The following is a 17,382-nucleotide window of genomic DNA, read 5'->3' on the forward strand; positions in this document are numbered from 1 at the left end:
CGTGCGTAAAACGTCCGCCGTTCTGGCCTCTCTCAGCCTTGCCGTTGTCGCTCTGACCGGGTGCGCTGCCGCAGCGCCCGACAGCAGCGCGACCTGCGATCGCGGTGTCGGTTCGACCGAGATCCGCGATGCCGTCACGATCGACGGTGAAGTCGGGACCACCCCGGATGTCAGCGTCTTCAGCCCACTTCATCTGAAGAGATCGGCTTTCGCCGACGCCACGGTCGGCGATGGGCGGACGATCGTGGACGACAACCAGGCGATCGTCGCCGAGATCTCGATCTTCAGCGGGGAGACGGGCAAGCAGGTGTTCGCGACGTCGTACGACGAGTCCAAGGGTCAGGTCTCCACGGCCGGCTATTGGGCCACGCAGTCGCCGGGGCTCGCGACGGTCTTCGATTGCGCGACCGCGGGCTCCCGGATCGTCGCCGGCCTGACGCCGGACGACTTCGGCGCGAACAATCTCGAAGGTTTCGGACTGTCAGCGGACGACAACGTCGTGTTCGTGATCGACGTGGTGGATGTGTTCCTCTCGCGTGCGGAGGGTGCTCCCCAGTTCAATGATGCGAAGGGCATGCCCACCGTCGTGCGGGCCCCCGACGGCACGCCCGGCGTCATCATCCCCGACAGTGCCGCCCCGGAGGAGCAGGTCGTGCAGACGCTCATCAAGGGTGAGGGCGAAGAGGTCGCGACCGGGCAGGTCCCGCTGTTGAACGTCATGGCGGTCGGCTGGGACGACAAGAAGGTCGTGACGAGCACGTGGGGTCAGGGCCCGACGGGTGACCTGTCGTCCGCTCCGAGCGTCGCCGAGGCGATCATCGGCAAGACGGTCGGCTCTCAGATCCTGGTCGTGACGCCCGCAGGCGACTCCGGTCCCGCCGTCGCCTATGTTGTCGACATCTTGGGCGCGGTCACGGCGCCGACGCAGTGATGGCCACCCGGATCCCCGCGGAGGAGCGCCTGACGAATCTCGTCGTGGCGCTGATGGCCACGGAGATCGGGCTCACGAAGCAGCAGATCCTCGACAACGTCTCCGGGTACCGCCAGCGCGCGGACGCCGGAACGCGGTCCGACGCACTCGAGAAGATGTTTGAGCGCGACAAGGACGAGCTGCGGACTCTCGGGGTGCCGATCGAGACCATCGGGGATGCGGCCGATCCGAACGATCTGCGTGAAGCCCGTTATCGTATTCCTCAGGCGGAATACGATCTTCCGAGCGACATCGAATTCTCTCCGGCCGAGCTGGCAGTGCTGCGGCTCGCCGGCAGCGTCTGGAGCGCGGAGTCGGTCTCCGGGGACGCGCAATCCGGCGTCCGCAAGATCCGTGCTCTCGGCATCGACGGTGACGAACCGATCATCGGCTTCGCGCCCCGTATCACTGCTCGCGACGCCGCCTTCGCCCCGCTGCAGGACGCCATCGAACGATGCAGAGTGGTCACGTTCGAGTATCTGAAGCCGGGAGAGGACGCCCCTCGACGTCGGAGGATCCGCCCGCTGGCACTGCTCGACTACGAAGCGCGCTGGCACGTGTTCGGCGTGGACGTGGATGTCGACGAGGACCGCACCTTCCTGCTCAGTCGCATCGTCGGCGACGTCAAGGTGACCTCGACGCCCTTCGACTCCGCGCTCAGGGACGGGGCGGGGGAGAGGGCCCTCGCGGGTCTCGAGCGGGTCGCTGCCGAGAACTCCGCGCTGCTGGAGGTCACCCCGGGCACCGAGGCCGCGCTCCGCCTCGGCAGGCGGGCGACGTCGGCGGCGCAGGGGATCCGCGTCGCGTTCGTCGATCTGCACATCCTCGCCGACGAGCTCGCGTCCTACGGTCCCGAGGTCCGCGTCGTGGAACCCGAAGCTCTGCGTGAGGCCGTGATCGCCCGTCTGCGGGTCGTCGTCGACACCCACACCGATCGGGAGGGCACACGATGAACGCGAAGTCGAAGCCACTTCTCGCGGCGGATCGCGTGCGGCTCTACCTCACCCTCGTGCCGTATCTCCTCGAACACGGTCAGGTGTCGCTCGCCGAGGCTGCGGAGGAGTTCGGAGTCACCCCGCAGGAGATGCGGGGAATGGTCGAGAAGCTCACGGTCATCGGTCTCCCGGGCGAGGCGGGGTACTGGCAGCAGCCCCAGGAGATGTTCGACATCAACTGGGACCTCCTCGACCTCGAAGACGTGATCGAGATCACCAACGACGTCGCGCTCCGCCGCGTTCCCCGGTTCACGGCGCGAGAGGCCGCCGCCTTGCTCGCCGGTCTGCAGATGGTCGCCGCGGTGCCGGCGGTCTCGGACTCCGGCCTCGTCGCCGGGCTGATCTCGAAGCTGTCCCGTGGCGCAGCAGATGCCCCCGCCGATGTGGTCGTGGCGCCCAGCGCCGTCGATGAGGTCCGGGAGGCGGTCGCGCGAGGGCTGCATGAGGGCGTCGCGATCTCCTTCACCTACCAGGCGCCCGATGCCGCTCCGACGACCCGCACCGTCGATCCGATGCAGATCCTCATCACGAACGGCCAGTGGTATCTGCAGGGGTGGTGCCACATGCGGCAGGCCATGCGGACATTTCACCTCGACAGGGTCAGCGAACCCACGTTGACCGACATCCCCATCACGCACGGCGGTGATCAGGTGCCCGAGGCGTTCGCCGGTCTGAGCGATGAGCGCGAGGTCACGGTGCGCGTCGCCGAGCGTCTTGCTCCGCTGCTGAACGGCTTCGTTCCGACCGAGACGATCGAGGTCGTCGGCGGCGCCGTCACGACCAAGCTCCATCTTGCGGATCCGCGCGGCATCAAGCGGCTTGCCGGCCGTTTCGGCGGCGCGATGGAGGTCCTCGATCCGGGCATCGCCCGGTGCGCGACGAGGGAGTGGGCCGCTTCGGGACTCGCGCTCTATCACCGCCCCGATGCAGAGAATTGATCTGTAGACTGAACCGAACGCTCACCGACGACGGGAATCCTGACATGTTCGCTGGAATGCAAGGCTGGCACCTCCTCATCGTGCTCGCCGTGATCCTCCTTCTGTTCGGTGCCGCCAAGCTGCCGGCACTGGCGAAGAGCATGGGCCAGTCCGCCCGCGTCTTCAAGGGCGAGATGAAGGCGATGAAGGATGAGGACGCGTCTCGCGCCGACTCGACCGCCGTGGATCCCACGTCGGCCAAGGACTCGGGCGCAGACCCTGAGACTCCGCCTCGCGCCTGACCGGCCGTGGCAGCCCTCGAACCGACCGTGATGCCGAAGGCGGAGCGGGATCGGCGGATGTCGCTCGGCGCGCATCTCGTCGAATTGCGCAAGCGCCTGATGTATGCGGCGCTGGCGTTGGTCGTCGGCATGGTCGTCGCGTTCATCGTGGCGGATCCGGTGATCCACTTCATCACCGAGCCGATCCGCATCATCACCGAGAAGCGCGGCGATGACTTCAGTGCGTTGAATTTCGGCACCGTCACGGCGGCCTTCGACATGCGCATGCGCATCGCGTTCTCGATCGGCCTTTTCATCTCGGCACCGATCTGGCTCTGGCAGATCTGGGCGTTCATCATGCCGGGTCTCACCCGCAAGGAGATCCGGTACACGATCGGCTTCGTGGTCGCCGCAGTCCCGCTCTTCTTCGCCGGCTGCTACCTGGGCGTGATGATCATGCCTCACGTCATCGAACTCATGTGGAGCTTCACGCCAGACGGGGCGACCAACTTCTACTATGCGCAGGAGTACTACGACTTCGTCTTCAAGCTGATGATCGTCATCGGCGTCTCCTTCGTGCTCCCCGTGTTCCTGGTCGCACTGAACCTCGCCGGAGTCATGTCGGGACGCGCGATCCTCAAAGGCTGGCGCATCGCGATCATCATCGCGACGGTGTTCGCGGCGCTCGCGACCCCTGCGGCCGACGTCGTCAGCATGTTGATGCTCGCAGGGATCCTGATCGTGCTCTTCTTCGCAGCGGCGGGACTCTCGCTGCTGTTCGACCGACGCAAGCGCAAGCGCGACGAGGCGACCGGGCTACTGCCGGATCCGGTATGAGCTCGCCCTCCGACAGGTACGCGCAGGCGCAGCAGTCAGCGGAGCATCCGGAGTCGACGGCCTTCGCGGCGTTGCAGAAGTTCCAACTCGATCCCTTCCAGATCGCGGGATGCCACGCCTTGGAGAACGGGCGCAGCGTGCTCGTGGCCGCACCGACGGGCGCCGGCAAGACGATCGTCGGTGAGTTCGCCATCCATCTCGCGATGCAGACGCCGAACGACAAGGCGTTCTACACGACTCCGATGAAGGCGCTCTCGAACCAGAAATTCCGCGAACTGGTCGATGTCTACGGTGCCGATCAGGTGGGGTTGCTCACCGGCGACACGAACATCAACGGCAACGCGCGCATCGTGGTGATGACCACCGAGGTGCTGCGCAACATGATCTACGCCGACTCCACGGCACTCCGCGACCTGCGGTTCGTGGTCATGGACGAGGTCCACTACCTCGCCGACCGGTTCCGAGGGGCTGTGTGGGAAGAGGTCATAATCCACCTTCCCCCGCGGGTGCGACTCGTCTCGTTGAGCGCCACGGTCTCGAACGCAGAGGAGTTCGGCGACTGGCTCGACACGGTACGCGGCGACACCGAGGTCATCGTCTCGGAGATCAGGCCCGTGCCGCTCGAGCAGCACGTCCTCGTGCGGGACGACCTCCTGCCTCTCTTCGACGACCGCGCCGGGCTCGCGACCGCGCAGGTCAATCAGGAACTGATGCGCATCCGGTCGTCGACCGGCTCGAACTACGACGGCAACCGTCAGACGCAGTCGTACCGCAGCGCCAGGCACGCGGGGCGTCAGGCTCAGCGACCGTCGCGCGGCGGTCGGCGACCGGTCCGCGCAGCCAACGCCCGTCGCATCGAGCGGATGGACCGACCGGAGGTCGTGCACCTGCTCGAACGAGCGAACCTGCTTCCGGCGATCTTCTTCATCTTCAGTCGTGTGGGCTGCGATGCGGCGGTGCAGCAGGTGCGGCGTGCGGGACTCCGATTGACGTCGGCGGAGGAGCGCGCGGAGATCCGCGCGATCGTCGAGGAGCGCACCAGGACGCTCCAGGATGAGGACCTGGACGTCCTCGGATACTGGGAGTGGCTGGACAACCTCGAGCGCGGTGTCGCCTCGCACCATGCCGGCCTGCTTCCCGCTTTCAAAGAGGTCGTCGAGGAGCTCTATCAGCGCAAGCTCGTGAAGGTGGTCTTCGCCACCGAGACGCTGGCCCTCGGCATCAACATGCCGGCACGCACCGTCGTCCTCGAGAAGATGGAGAAGTTCAACGGCGAAGCGCGGGTCGCCATCACGTCGGGGGAGTACACCCAGCTCACCGGACGAGCGGGGCGGCGGGGGATCGACGTCGAGGGGCACGCGGTCGTGCAGTGGTCCGAGGGGATGGACCCGCAGGCCGTGGCCGCACTCGCGTCACGTCGCACGTATCCGCTGAACTCGAGCTTCCGGCCGACCTACAACATGGCCGTGAACCTGATCGACATGTTCGGCAAAGCCAGAGCACGGCAGATCCTCGAATCGTCATTCGCGCAGTTCCAGGCCGATCGCGCCGTCGTCGGGCTGGCGCGACAGGTTCGCGAGGCGGAAGAGTCCCTCGCCGGCTACCAGAGCGCGATGGCGTGCGAGCGCGGGGATTTCCCCGAGTACGCGGCCATCCGTCGCGAGCTGAGCGACCTCGAGAAGAAGAACCGCCAGGACAGCAGCGCCCCCAGGGCCTCGCGGGACAAGCGGATGAAGCGTATCCAGACTCTGCGCACGCAGATGCAGCGTCACCCGTGTCATCGCTGCCCCGATCGCGAGGCGCATGCCCGGTGGGCCGAGAGGTACTGGAAGCTCAAGCGTCAGACCGATCGGACACGGCGCCAGATCGAGACCCGCACCGGAACGGTGGCTCGGGTCTTCGACCGCGTCGTGGAGGTGCTCGAGAGTCTGCAATACCTCACCGAGCACGACGGAGAGACCATCTTGACGGATGCCGGACGCACGATGCGGCGAATCTACGGCGAACGAGATCTCCTCGTGGCGGAATCACTTCGACAGGGACTCTGGGCCGGCCTCGATGCCCCGTCGCTCGCAGCGATGGCGTGCTGCCTGGTGTACGAACCTCGACGTGACGAGGCGAACTCGGGGGAGCGAGGCCTTCCTCGAGGGGCGTTCCGTTCCGCCTATGAGAAGACCACGACGCTCTGGGCCGAGCTCGACGACCTCGAGCAGGATCATCATCTCCCCGGCAGCGAACCACTCGCGGCGGGTCTTGCCGGTGCCATGCACAGCTGGGCGCGTGGCGGGATGCTCGATCGGGTACTGATCGATGCCGACATGGCGGCAGGCGACTTCGTGCGCTGGGCGAAGCAGACGATCGATCTGCTCGATCAGCTCTCGATCGTCGCGGAAGACGCGGCACTCGCCCGCACCGCCCGCAGCGCGCTCGACGGTGTCCGGCGCGGCATCGTGGCGTACTCGTCGATGTGAGAAGGATGACGATGCCGGACTCCCGAGCGCCGCAGCGCGCCATCCTGCCGTTGTGGGCTGCGGTCCTGAGCGCCGCCCTCTCCGCCGTGACGATGGACTTCGCCTACCCGGACGCGGCCGTCTGGGTACTGGCGTTTCCGGCGACGGCGCTCCTGCTGATCGCTCTGATCGGACGACGTCTCGGGGGAGCGGTACTGGTCGGACTCGTGTACGGCATCGTGTTCTTCGCGCTTCTGGTCTCCTGGACCTCCCGTTACCTCGGCCCGATCCCGTGGGCGGCGCTCAGTGTCGTGGAGGGCACCCTCACGGCGCTCGGCCTCATTCCGATCGCGCTGGCCTACCGCTGGCTGCCCCGCGCTTTCCCCGGCACCGCGGGACGCCTTCTGGGGCTTCCCGCGACTGTGGCGGCCCTCTGGGTGGGGCGAGAGCTGTTCGTCGGCTCCTGGCCCTACGGAGGCTTCCCCTGGGCCCGTATCGGGATGAGCCAGGCCCAGAGTCCGCTCGCGCCGATCTCGTCGTGGCTGGGAGTGAGTGGTCTCAGCTTCCTCATGGTGCTGTTCGTCGCGATGGCGGTCGAGGTTGTGCGTCTGCGGGCGTGGCGTCGGCCGCTGCTGCTGGTGACTCCCGCCGTGCTCGTGGCGGTTCTGCTGCTCACCCCGTTGTACCCCACGGCCTCTGCAGGATCCATGCGTATCGCGGCGGTGCAGGGGAACGGGCCGACCGGGTATTTCGACGAACGCGAGCCGTTCGCTGTGGTCGACGCCCAGACCGAGGCGACGGTTCCGCTGTACGGGGACGATGTGGATCTCCTGGTCTGGCCCGAGGGATCACTCGACAGCGACCCGTTTCAGGACGACTCGATGGGTCGGCGCCTGACTCTGGTATCGAACCGAATCGGCGCGCCCGTGCTCGCCAACGCGGCGACCGGCCGGGACGGGCTGTACTTCAACACGTCGATGCTGTGGCAGGACGACGGCACAGCGGATCAGCTGCACGACAAGAGGCACCCGGTGCCGTTCGGAGAGTACGTCCCGGATCGCGCCTTCTTCAACGCCCTGGCGCCCGACCTGATCGGTCTCATCCAGCGTGAATACACGCCGGGCTCCAACCCGCCGACCGTTGAAGTCGATGGTGTCCCCATCGGACTGGCGATCTGCTTCGACGTCATCTACGACGATGTGATCTGGGAAGGTCTCCGTGACGGCGCGGAAGTGCTGGTGTTCCAGACGAACAACGCCGACTTCCGCGGGACGGACGAGAACCTGCAGCAGCTGGCCTTCGCACGGATGCGCGCGATCGAGACCGGACGCAGCGTCGTGAACGTCTCGACCGTCGGCACCAGCCAGGTGATCCGCGCGAACGGCACCACGGTGACGAGCCTCGACGCAGGCGAGGCCGGGGCGATGCTCGAGGATGTCGAGCTCCGCTCCGGCCTCACGGCTGGTGTGGTTCTGGGGCCCTGGGTCCAACAGCTGTTGCTGTGGGGTGGGCTGGGCGCGTTGGTCGTCGGGTGGTGGCGCGCCCGGAGGGGCTAAGCCCCGATCTTCTCGCGGGTGGGGTCTTCTCCTGCGCCTCGGCGGGCGCGGATGAAAGCGAGTCGCTCTTCGAGAAGCTCTTCGAGTTCCGCGCGCGTGCGACGCTCCATGAGCATGTCCCAGTGCGTGCGTGCTGCCTTCTCATCGCTCGCTTCGAGCGTGACGGCCTGGCCGTCGACGTTCAGGCGTGCTTCTGCGCCGCAGGCGCGGCACTCCCAGGTCTGGGGCGGTTCGGCGTCCGCCGCGAACATCAGGTTCGTGACGTGGCCGCAGGTGTCACAGGTGTAGGTGGTCTCACGGCGCTCCATGAAAACGACGCCCTCTTCGCTCTGTAGGCTCTGGGCGCCGAGTCGGATGCCGCGCAGGCTGCGATCTGCCATTTTGTGGTCCTCTCGTCGCTGTCAGGTATAACGCTCCAGCCTGTGCGCTTCATCCACGCGGGCGGCTTCTCGGCGGAATTCACAGCGGAATCCCAGCGCCGGAGGTTATGGGGCGCGTCGGCGTCAGAGGGCGGCGAAGGCGCGCACGGCGACGTCCGCACGATCGGTGACGATCCCGTCCACACCCGATCCCACGAGTCGGCGCATGTCGTCGGGATCATTCACCGTCCAGACGTGGATCTCGACCCCGAACCGGTGTGCGGCCCGCACGAGGGCAGGCGTGAGCACTCTGATGCCCGAGTGGCGTTCAGGGATCTGCAGCGCGTCGATCTCGCGGAGGACTCCCGCGGGGGAGAGGTGCAGAGCAGAGTACGCCCGTAATGCTGCGATCGTGCGACTGCCACCGGAGGTCGCCGGCCGGAGCGAGGCGCCCGCTCTTCGCACGGCATCGAGGGTCGCGCGGCGGTTGGTGTCGGCGAAACTGGTGACGAGGACGCGGTGGGTGTGCTCGGCGAGTACCGGACCGAGGGGCTCGGCGGCGGCCGGGGTCTTCACATCGATGTTGAATCTGACCTCAGGGAACGACGCGAGAGCCTCCTCGACTGTGAGCAGACCTCCGTGATCCGCGAAAGTCGCTCGGAGCTCCCGCGTGCCGACCTCGCGAACGGCGCGGGCGTCGCCGGTCAGCCGATGGAGCGTAGCGTCGTGGAACAGCACGACATTACCGTCCGCGGTCACCTGACAGTCGGTCTCGATGAACTCGGCGCCCGCGGCGTGCGCGGCCCCGAACGCGGCCGCCGAGTTCTCCCAGACACCGGAGTCCTCGCCCGCCGTGGTGATCAGACCGCGGTGGGCGAGGACTCGGGGGTGCCGTGCCTTGGAGAAGTACGGGTGCGTCACGCGCCCGGCAGCGTGTTCGTCGGGCCCTGGCCCGGCTTGGGCGTGAAGGCGCTGCCGATGCCCTTGAGAGCCTCCGTCAGCTCGCTCGGGATGATCCACAGCTTGTTGGACTGCCCCTCGCTGATCTTCGGCAGCATCTGAAGGTACTGGTACGCGAGGAGCTTGTCGTCCGGTTCGCCCTGGTGGATGGCGCTGAAGACGTTCTGGATCGCCTCTGCCTCACCCTGCGCGCGAAGAACGGCGGCCTGCTTATCTCCCTCTGCGCGGAGGATCTCCGCCTGACGGGCACCCTCCGCTTCGAGGATCGCGGACTGCTTGGTTCCCTCGGCCGTGAGGATCGCGGCGCGACGATCACGTTCTGCGCGCATCTGCTTCTCCATCGAATCCTGGATGGAGATGGGCGGGTCGATGGCCTTGAGCTCTACTCGGCCGACGCGGATTCCCCACTTGCCGGTCGCCTCATCGAGCACCACGCGGAGCTGCCCGTTGATGTTGTCCCGGCTCGTCAGCGCTTCTTCGAGGTTGAGCCCACCCACGACGTTTCGCAGCGTGGTGGTGGTGAGCTGTTCCACGGCACCGAGGTAGTTCGCGATCTCATACGTCGCGGCGCGAGCATCGGTGACCTGGAAATACACCACGGTGTCGATCGACACGACGAGGTTGTCCTCGGTGATGACGGGCTGCGGAGGGAACGATACGACCTGCTCGCGCATGTCGATCAGCGGCCGGAGACGGTCGATGAACGGCACCAGCAGGTTCAGACCGGGGGTGAGCGTCTTGTGGTAACGACCGAGACGCTCGACCACGCCGGCGGTGGCCTGCGGGATGATCCGGATCGCACGCGCGACGGTGACCACCACGAAGATGAGCACCGCGATCGCGAGGATCCATCCGATCGCAGCGGGGATGAACGAGGCGTCGTCCATGGGTGGTACTCCTAGTCGTTGACGGGACGGACGATGGCGGTCGCGCCGTTGATCACGCTCACGGCGATCGGCGCGCCTGCAGGGATGGGGACGGGGGTCGAGCTGCGCGCGGTCCAGGTGTCGCCGTTGGCGAGCTTCGCCTGCCCCGAGATCTGCGTGATCTCGCTCAAGGCGATCCCTCTCAGGTCGAGGAGGGCATCGACATTGGACTTCGTGGGGTCCTCGCCGCGATGGAGCCGCCTGATGAGAGGCGGGCGGAGGAAGAGGATGAACAGGGCGGCCGCAGCCGCGGCGATGATCACCTGCACCCACACCGGCACGCCGAGGAGATCGGTCACGAGCCCGACGACGCTGCCGAAGCTGAGCATGAGGAACGTGAAGTCGAGCGAGAGCATCTCGATGACGAGGAAGACGGCGATCAGGACCAGCCAGCCGATCCAAGCCCATTGGTCGATGAACGTGACGAATGTCGCGAAGTTGTCCATGCGGCCTCCTTTGTGGTCAACGTATCACGCACGAGGGTGCTGATCGCGGTGCCGCAACGTGCGGTTGGTAGTGTGAGGGGGCCGTGCGATCACGGCTTTTTCACGCATCATGAGGAGTCACCGTGACCGACGTTCTTCCCGCAGGATCCCTCGACGGCAAGGTCGCCCTTGTCACCGGTTCATCGCGGGGCATCGGCGCCGACACCGTCCGCTACCTCGCTGAGGCCGGTGCCGACGTCGTGATCAACTACCGGAACAAGGCGCCTCGGGCGGAGAAGCTCGCCGCGCAGCTGCGCGAGCTCGGTCGGCGCGCGCTGGTGGTCGGCGCAGACCTCACCGATCCCGCTTCCGTGGCGGAGATGTTCGACGCGATCCGTGCGGAGTACGGGCGCCTCGACGTCCTGGTGCTGAATGCGTCGGGCGGGATGGAATCGGGCATGGCCGAGGACTACGCCCTCACGCTGAATCGCGATGCACAGCTCAACGTCCTCGACGCCGCGACACCGCTGCTCGGTGACGGTGCTCGCGTCGTGTTCGTGACGAGCCACCAGGCGCACTTCATCCGCACGACGCCGACGATGCCCGAGTACGAGCCCGTCGCTCTCTCGAAGCGCGCAGGGGAGGACGCCTTGCGCGAGCTCATCCCCGGGCTGGCGGAGAAGGGGATCGGATTCACCGTCGTCTCCGGCGACATGATCGAAGGAACGATCACAGCCACTCTGCTCGAGCGGGCGAATCCCGGTGCTATCGCCGAACGTCGCGAGTCCGCGGGAAAGCTCTACAACGTCTCCGAGTTCGCGGCAGAGGTCGCCAAGGCCACAGTCGAGCCGGTGCCCTCCGACAACACCCGTCTCGTCGGAGACGTGAGCGCATTCGCCGCTGAGTAGGCCCCGTGACAAAGGGGATCGGCCCCGTCCCGCACGATGCGGAACGGGGCCGATCCCTTCGTCGAGGCTGCGGTCAGCTCGCGGCGCCGCCCTGGACGGCCGAGACGTACTCCTTCTCATCCTTGCCGATCGTGATCGCACGGACGATCTGGATGATCCCGAGCACCACCAGCGAGATACCCAGCAGCAGCCAGAACGCGAATCCGGCGATGATCGGCGAGAACAGCACGATGATGCCCGCGATGATGCTGAGGATCGCGTAGAGCACCGTCCACACGCGCGAGCCGTCGCTGCCGAGGAGCGTCAGGGCGACCACGCCGTCGACGATCCAGCTCACGCCGATGAAGATCACGACGACGAATGCGAGCGTCGCCGCGGCGACGTTGAGATTGAAGAAGGCTATGACGCCGGCGACGACATAGAGGAGCCCGAGGACGATGTGACCGACACGGGCCCACCCGCCCTTGGCGCTGGAGAAGATGCCGAGACCGATGTAGACGAGACCGGCGATCACCAGGTAGGACGCGAAGATCGCCGTCACGATGACGGCGGATTTCACCGGCCACACGAGGAGGACGATGCCGGCGAGGAGGGCCAGCACGCCCGCGACGGCGAGCGTGACGCGGATCGACTTGAACAGGGACTTGGCTTCGTTGAGTGGTTCAGACATGGTTGGGGACCCCTTTCTGAAAAGATCCTGTGAGGATGCCCCCTCAGGGTAGCGCCCTCGTGGGCCGGGATGGGGAGGAGACTTCGCCCGCGTTTCTCCAAGTCATGTGCGGACACGTGACGACATGGCAGGATCGACTCGTGACAGTCCCGGACGACTCCCGCCTGCGCGAACTCGCGATCATGCGCAGGGTCAGGGACCGCATCGACCGCGAGTACGCCAAGCCGCTCGACGTGGAGGCGTTGGCGCGCGGCGTGCACATGTCGGCCGGCCACCTGAGCCGGCGCTTCCGCGACGCGTACGGTGAGTCGCCTTACTCGTATCTGATGACGCGGAGGATCGAGCGCGCGATGGCTCTGCTGCGACGAGGGGACCTCTCTGTGACGGAAGTCTGCTTCGAAGTCGGCTGCTCCTCGCTCGGAACCTTCAGCACGAGATTCTCGGAACTGGTCGGTGTCGCACCCAGCGTGTACCGTGAACGCGCCGCGAATGTCGAGGGGATCCCGGCGTTCCAGGCCAAACAGGTCACCAGACCGATCAGGAATCGAGAAGCGCCGCGCACCGACGCGCACCTAACGTGAACACCATGAAGATCAGCATCCATTACGCCTTCCTGCCGCACACCGACGCCGACGCTGCCCTCGCCTTCTACCGGGACACCCTCGGCTTCGAGGTGCGCAACGATGTGGGCTACGACGGTCTCCGCTGGCTCACGGTGGGCCCAGAAGGGCAACCGGAGACATCGATCGTCCTGCATCCGCCGGCGACGGACCCCGGCATCACCGACGTCGAGCGCCAGACGATCCTCGAGCTGATCGCCAAGGGCAGCTACGGGGCGCTCACGCTGGCGAGCGACGACGTCGACGAACTCTTCGATCGCCTCGTCGAGGGCGGGGCAGACGTCGTCCAAGAGCCGATGGACCAACCGTACGGGGTGCGTGACTGCGCCTTCCGAGACCCCGCGGGCAATCTGCTCCGTATCAACCAGGCCTGAGCCTCACCCGAGACATCGAAGGACGCCATGACCGTCGACGCGCACCCCGCTGACACCCACGACATGATCCGCGTGCAGGGCGCGCGCGAGAACAATCTGAAGGACGTCAGCGTCGACATACCGAAACGGCGGCTGACGGTGTTCACGGGAGTGTCCGGCTCGGGGAAGAGCTCGCTCGTCTTCGACACGATCGCGGCCGAGTCCCGGCGGATGATCGACGAGACGTACAGCGCTTTCGTGCAGGGCTTCATGCCGTCTGTACCCCGGCCGGATGTCGATGTCCTCGAGGGGCTCACCACCGCGATCATCGTCGACCAGGAGCGGCTGGGCGCCAACCCTCGATCGACCGTCGGCACCGTCACCGATGCCAACGCGATGCTGCGCATCCTGTTCAGCAAGCTCGGACAGCCCTACATCGGCGGCCCGACGGCGTTCTCGTTCAACATCCCCACGCAGCGGGCGAGCGGTGTCATGACCGGCCACGGCGGCGAGAAGAAGATCGTGAAGGACGCGATCTACCTCGGTGGCATGTGCCCGCGCTGCGAGGGGAGGGGAGCGGTCTCGGACCTCGACCTCGCTCAGATCGTCGACGAGTCGAAGTCGCTCGACGAGGGTGCCATCATGGTTCCCGGCTACACCGCTGACGGCTGGATGGTGAAGGGGTTCTCGCAGTCGGGGTTCTACCCGGGGGACAAGCCGATCGCCGAGTTCACGGAGAAGCAGCGCCACCTGTTCCTGTACGGCGAGGTGACCAAGGTGAAGATCTCGGGGATCAACATGACCTATGAGGGTCTGATCCCGAAGATCACCAAGTCGATGCTGTCGAAGGATCTCGACGCGCTGCAGCCGCACATCCGCGCCTTCGTCGAGCGGGTGGCGACCTTCGCGGTGTGCCCCGAGTGCGACGGGACGCGCCTGACCGAGGGGGCGCGCTCTTCCAAGATCGACGCAGTGAGCATCGCCGATGCATGCCGGATGCAGGTCACCGACCTCGCCGACTGGGTCCGCGGACTCGATCTCCCAGGAGCAGGGCCGCTCCTGCAGGCGCTCAGTGCGAACCTGGATGCGTTCGTGACGCTCGGCCTCGGCTATCTGAGCCTGGAGCGCCCGTCGGGAACCCTATCGGGGGGAGAGGCTCAGCGGATCAAGATGCTGCGCCATCTCGGATCGTCCCTGACTGACGTGACCTACGTGTTCGACGAACCGACGATCGGACTGCACCCGCACGACATCCAGCGGATGAACGGCCTGCTGCTGCAGCTGCGGGACAAGGGCAACACCGTCCTGGTGGTCGAGCACAAGCCGGAGACCATCGCGATCGGAGACCACGTCATCGATCTCGGCCCCGGGGCGGGGAGCGGCGGCGGAGAGATCTGCTTCGAAGGGTCCGTCGATGGCCTCAAGGCCAGCGGCACGAAGACAGGTGATCACCTCGACGACCGTGCGCAACTCAAGGACGATGTGCGCGCGGGCACGGGACGGATCGAGGTGCGAGGGGCCTCAGCGAACAACCTGCAGGACGTCGACGTCGACATTCCGACCGGTGTCCTGACCGTGGTGACCGGGGTGGCAGGATCAGGCAAGAGCTCCCTCATCCACGGGTCGGTGTCGAAGCGCGAGGGCGTCGTGGCGATCGACCAGGCAGCGATCAAGGGCTCCCGTCGAAGCAATCCCGCGACGTACACGGGCCTCCTCGAGCCGATCCGGAAGGCGTTCGCGAAGGCCAACGGGGTGAAGCCGGCCCTGTTCAGCGCGAACTCGGAGGGCGCATGTCCCTCCTGCAAGGGCGCTGGTGTGATCATCACCGAGCTCGGCTTCATGGACACGATCGAGACGCCGTGCGAGGACTGCGGTGGTAAGCGCTTCCAAGCCGGAGTGCTCGAGTACAAGCTGGCAGGCAAGGACATCACGCAGGTGCTCGATCTGCCGGTGTCCGAGGCGCGGGTGTTCTTCGGAGACGGTGAGGCCAAACTCCCTGCGGCTGCGGCGATCCTCGGGCGGATGGAGGACGTGGGGCTCGGGTATCTGTCGCTCGGACAGCCGCTCTCGACTCTCTCCGGGGGCGAGCGCCAACGTATAAAGCTCGCCATCCAGATGGGGGAGAAGGGGGATGTCTACGTGCTCGATGAACCGACCACCGGGCTCCACCTCGCCGACGTGGACAAGATCCTCGGTCTGCTGGATCGTCTCGTCGACTCCGGGAAGACCGTGATCGTGATCGAGCATCACCAGGCGGTCATGGCGCACGCCGATTGGATCATCGACATCGGTCCCGGGGCCGGCCACGACGGTGGAAGGGTGGTCTTCGAAGGTGTACCGGCGGATTTGGTATCCCAAAAATCGACATTGACGGGGGAGCACCTCGCAGCCTACGTCGGCGCGTAGGAGCGCAGACAGCGGGGTGCGGTGAGGGTGGGCGCACGGCGCCGGGATCCGTCAGTCGCCGTGCAGATCGACGGGGAACAACACCGTGCGTGCGATCACGCGATCCCGCTCGCCTGATCGATCCCGGCGACGCGGATCGGACAGATACGCATCCAGCGCCGCCTGATTCGGAAAACTGTACGTCTGGACCTCGTCCGGCCGATCGTCGGCTGCGCTGGGGTCCTGGATCGTCACGACGCGATGCAAGACGGTCGCACCGTGGTCAGCGAGCAACGCCAGGACGCTGTCTTCATACGCCGTCAAGTCAGTCGCGTGTCCTGGTCGCGCCCACAGAAGGCAGCACAGCGTGATGGAGGAGGAACCGTCTGTCATGCTCTGATTGTGGCACCGGCCACGGAACCAGCGCGGTTCCGGGATATCCGATAATGCACATTATGTCAGTATGAATCGTGAAGGACACTCTCCCACCGGGCGCAGCGGCGTTCGCCGAGGCACCTGCACCTCCCACTCCGGTTCCCCGGAGCGACTCAGGCCTCGACGGCGATGGATCGCCCGTTCCCATCGGCTCCGGTAGGACGAAGGTTCACGCCTGGATGGTTCACTTCGATGACGCACCCGTGGTCCCTCAGGGCGAAGGTCGGCGCCAGGAACGCCTGTCGCACCGCGGGCTTTCAGAGATCGCGAGAGTACGTGACCATCGGTTCTCCTCCTAGCGGGTGCGGGATCGGAGTGGACACCGCGCGAAACCCCTCCCGTACGTAGAGCCGAACGGCCGGATTCCCCGTGCGTACAGCCAACTCGACGCGCTGATACCCGCCCTCCCTCGCTGCGGAGAAGGCGTCATGCAGCAGGATGCGTCCGATCCCGCGCCCCGCGGCACTCGGTCGCACGGCCAGCCGCTCCAACACTGCCGTCTGCCCGGTTTTCCCCTTCGTGGTCGAGACGGCGAAACCATCGAGCGGCTCCCCCGCGATCGCGAACCTGAGCAGCGGCGTCTTGAAGAGCGCCCTCGTGCGTTCGGCGACGGGAGCAGCGTCCACCTGACCGTCGCGGTGGCGCAGAGCCTCGACCCAGAGATCGACGCAGGGCCCGACGTCTGCCGCGACCCCTGCGCGGACGGTGTGCGTCATCGTGGTCCTCCGTTCGCCCATCGCTGACAGCGGTGAGTCTGGACTCCTCCGCACCATCAGAAGGTTGCGTCCATACGCCGAGGGTGGGCGCTCCTCCCCCGACTCCTCGAATCCGAGCTTCTCGAGCACCCTTCGAGATGCGAGGTTCCATTCCCAGACTCCGGCCCACACCCGCGGGTGTCCGAGCTCGTCGGTCCATCTCAGCACGGCCTCGGCAGCTTCCGTGGCGAGGCCGTTGTTGTGCACGGCCCGCAGGAACTCGAATGCCAGCTCGGGCTCATCGCCCACAACCGCACCGCCGAAGACGAGTCCGCAGTATCCGATCGCCTCGCCGGTCGACGCGCATTGCGCAGTCTGGAGCCACGACTCCTCCCCCGCCGCGGCGATGTGCGCGGCGATCTCCTGCACATCGGGATGTCCCTCGTCGTCGAGCCTCCGATGGGAAGGCACCCGTTCGTCGCGCTCGGTCCACATTCGGTGGAAGACCGGCGCATCGGCCACCGTCTGACGACGCAGGGTCAGTCGACGCGTCTGCAATTGCGGCATCGCCGGGGTGAGAGTCACTCTCGTATTGTCGCAGTGACGCCGTGCAACGTTTCGCCCTCTGCCGGGAATGTAC

At 66.4% G+C, this 17,382-nt stretch carries 18 protein-coding genes; 11 read left to right on the forward strand and 7 right to left on the reverse strand.

All coding sequences use genetic code 11. The annotated features are described in order from the left end of the window. Position 1 precedes the first annotated feature (1 nt). Genes K1X59_RS09945 through lnt form a run of 7 tightly spaced genes read left to right on the forward strand, consistent with a single transcriptional unit; the run spans position 2 to position 8,006 of the window. On the forward strand, positions 2–931 hold the full coding sequence (locus K1X59_RS09945; protein WP_183152681.1) for a hypothetical protein: 930 nt from the start codon (positions 2–4) through the stop codon (positions 929–931). Further along, complete coding sequence (locus tag K1X59_RS09950; RefSeq protein WP_183152682.1) at positions 931–1,923, forward strand: YafY family protein; 993 nt, start codon at positions 931–933, stop codon at positions 1,921–1,923. The genes K1X59_RS09945 and K1X59_RS09950 overlap by 1 nt, the downstream gene beginning before the upstream one ends. After that, positions 1,920–2,903, forward strand: a complete 984-nt coding sequence (locus tag K1X59_RS09955; protein WP_183152683.1) for a YafY family protein — start codon at positions 1,920–1,922, stop codon at positions 2,901–2,903. Before K1X59_RS09950 ends, K1X59_RS09955 begins: the two co-directional genes overlap by 4 nt. Positions 2,904–2,947: 44 nt before the next feature. Then, a complete protein-coding gene (gene tatA, locus K1X59_RS09960) occupies positions 2,948–3,184 on the forward strand; it encodes a twin-arginine translocase TatA/TatE family subunit (protein WP_183152684.1) in 237 nt (78 codons plus the stop codon). A 57-nt stretch (positions 3,185–3,241) separates the two neighbouring features. Continuing rightward, complete coding sequence (tatC, locus tag K1X59_RS09965) at positions 3,242–4,000, forward strand: twin-arginine translocase subunit TatC (protein ID WP_183152800.1); 759 nt, start codon at positions 3,242–3,244, stop codon at positions 3,998–4,000. Beyond that, positions 3,997–6,471, forward strand: coding sequence for an RNA helicase (locus tag K1X59_RS09970; RefSeq protein ID WP_183152685.1), 2,475 nt, complete (start codon positions 3,997–3,999; stop codon positions 6,469–6,471). Before tatC ends, K1X59_RS09970 begins: the two co-directional genes overlap by 4 nt. Positions 6,472–6,482: 11 nt before the next feature. Further along, positions 6,483–8,006 carry an apolipoprotein N-acyltransferase gene (gene lnt / locus K1X59_RS09975; RefSeq protein ID WP_183152686.1) on the forward strand — a complete coding sequence of 508 codons (1,524 nt, stop codon included), beginning with the start codon at positions 6,483–6,485 and terminating at the stop codon, positions 8,004–8,006. Here the strand turns inward: lnt and K1X59_RS09980 are convergent. The 4 genes from K1X59_RS09980 to K1X59_RS09995 form a co-directional block, all read right to left on the reverse strand. Beyond that, positions 8,003–8,386, reverse strand: a complete 384-nt coding sequence (locus K1X59_RS09980) for an RNA polymerase-binding protein RbpA (RefSeq protein ID WP_029263398.1) — start codon at positions 8,384–8,386, stop codon at positions 8,003–8,005. The two genes, lnt and K1X59_RS09980, sit on opposite strands and share 4 nt — an antisense overlap. A gap of 123 nt (positions 8,387–8,509) precedes the next feature. Next, on the reverse strand, positions 8,510–9,286 hold the full coding sequence (locus tag K1X59_RS09985; protein WP_220174176.1) for a glycerophosphodiester phosphodiesterase family protein: 777 nt from the start codon (positions 9,284–9,286) through the stop codon (positions 8,510–8,512). Continuing rightward, complete coding sequence (locus tag K1X59_RS09990; RefSeq protein ID WP_183152687.1) at positions 9,283–10,212, reverse strand: SPFH domain-containing protein; 930 nt, start codon at positions 10,210–10,212, stop codon at positions 9,283–9,285. Before K1X59_RS09990 ends, K1X59_RS09985 begins: the two co-directional genes overlap by 4 nt. An 11-nt stretch (positions 10,213–10,223) precedes the next feature. Further along, the gene (locus K1X59_RS09995; RefSeq protein WP_183152688.1) at positions 10,224–10,697 is read right to left on the reverse strand and encodes an NfeD family protein; all 474 of its coding nucleotides are present in this window, start codon (positions 10,695–10,697) and stop codon (positions 10,224–10,226) included. Positions 10,698–10,819: 122 nt separating this feature from the next. Here K1X59_RS09995 and K1X59_RS10000 point away from each other — a divergent pair, with 122 nt between their 5' ends. After that, positions 10,820–11,584, forward strand: coding sequence for an SDR family oxidoreductase (locus K1X59_RS10000; protein ID WP_183152689.1), 765 nt, complete (start codon positions 10,820–10,822; stop codon positions 11,582–11,584). Between the two features lie 73 nt (positions 11,585–11,657). On the opposite strand, the gene K1X59_RS10005 is transcribed toward K1X59_RS10000, so the two are convergent. Continuing rightward, positions 11,658–12,254: an HdeD family acid-resistance protein gene (locus K1X59_RS10005; RefSeq protein ID WP_183152690.1), complete on the reverse strand. Its 597-nt coding sequence runs from the start codon at positions 12,252–12,254 to the stop codon at positions 11,658–11,660. A gap of 104 nt (positions 12,255–12,358) precedes the next feature. Between K1X59_RS10005 and K1X59_RS10010 the strand changes: the two genes are divergently transcribed. The 3 genes from K1X59_RS10010 to K1X59_RS10020 are packed head-to-tail and all read left to right on the forward strand — an operon-like array spanning position 12,359 to position 15,633. Beyond that, positions 12,359–12,835, forward strand: coding sequence for a helix-turn-helix transcriptional regulator (locus K1X59_RS10010; protein WP_183152691.1), 477 nt, complete (start codon positions 12,359–12,361; stop codon positions 12,833–12,835). 5 nt (positions 12,836–12,840) lie between these two features. Further along, positions 12,841–13,248 carry a VOC family protein gene (locus K1X59_RS10015; RefSeq protein ID WP_183152692.1) on the forward strand — a complete coding sequence of 136 codons (408 nt, stop codon included), beginning with the start codon at positions 12,841–12,843 and terminating at the stop codon, positions 13,246–13,248. A gap of 27 nt (positions 13,249–13,275) precedes the next feature. After that, entirely contained in the window at positions 13,276–15,633 is a 2,358-nt protein-coding gene (locus tag K1X59_RS10020; protein ID WP_183152693.1) for an excinuclease ABC subunit UvrA, read from the forward strand. A 51-nt stretch (positions 15,634–15,684) separates the two neighbouring features. On the opposite strand, the gene K1X59_RS10025 is transcribed toward K1X59_RS10020, so the two are convergent. Together K1X59_RS10025 and K1X59_RS10030 are read right to left on the reverse strand one after the other, a co-directional pair. Beyond that, entirely contained in the window at positions 15,685–16,005 is a 321-nt protein-coding gene (locus tag K1X59_RS10025) for a hypothetical protein (protein ID WP_183152694.1), read from the reverse strand. A 299-nt stretch (positions 16,006–16,304) separates the two neighbouring features. Beyond that, a complete protein-coding gene (locus tag K1X59_RS10030; RefSeq protein ID WP_183152695.1) occupies positions 16,305–17,327 on the reverse strand; it encodes a GNAT family N-acetyltransferase in 1,023 nt (340 codons plus the stop codon). Between the last annotated feature and the right edge of the window lie 55 nt (positions 17,328–17,382).

Origin of the sequence: Microbacterium sp. Se5.02b (genome assembly GCF_019464375.1) — a bacterium.
Lineage (GTDB): Bacteria > Actinomycetota > Actinomycetes > Actinomycetales > Microbacteriaceae > Microbacterium.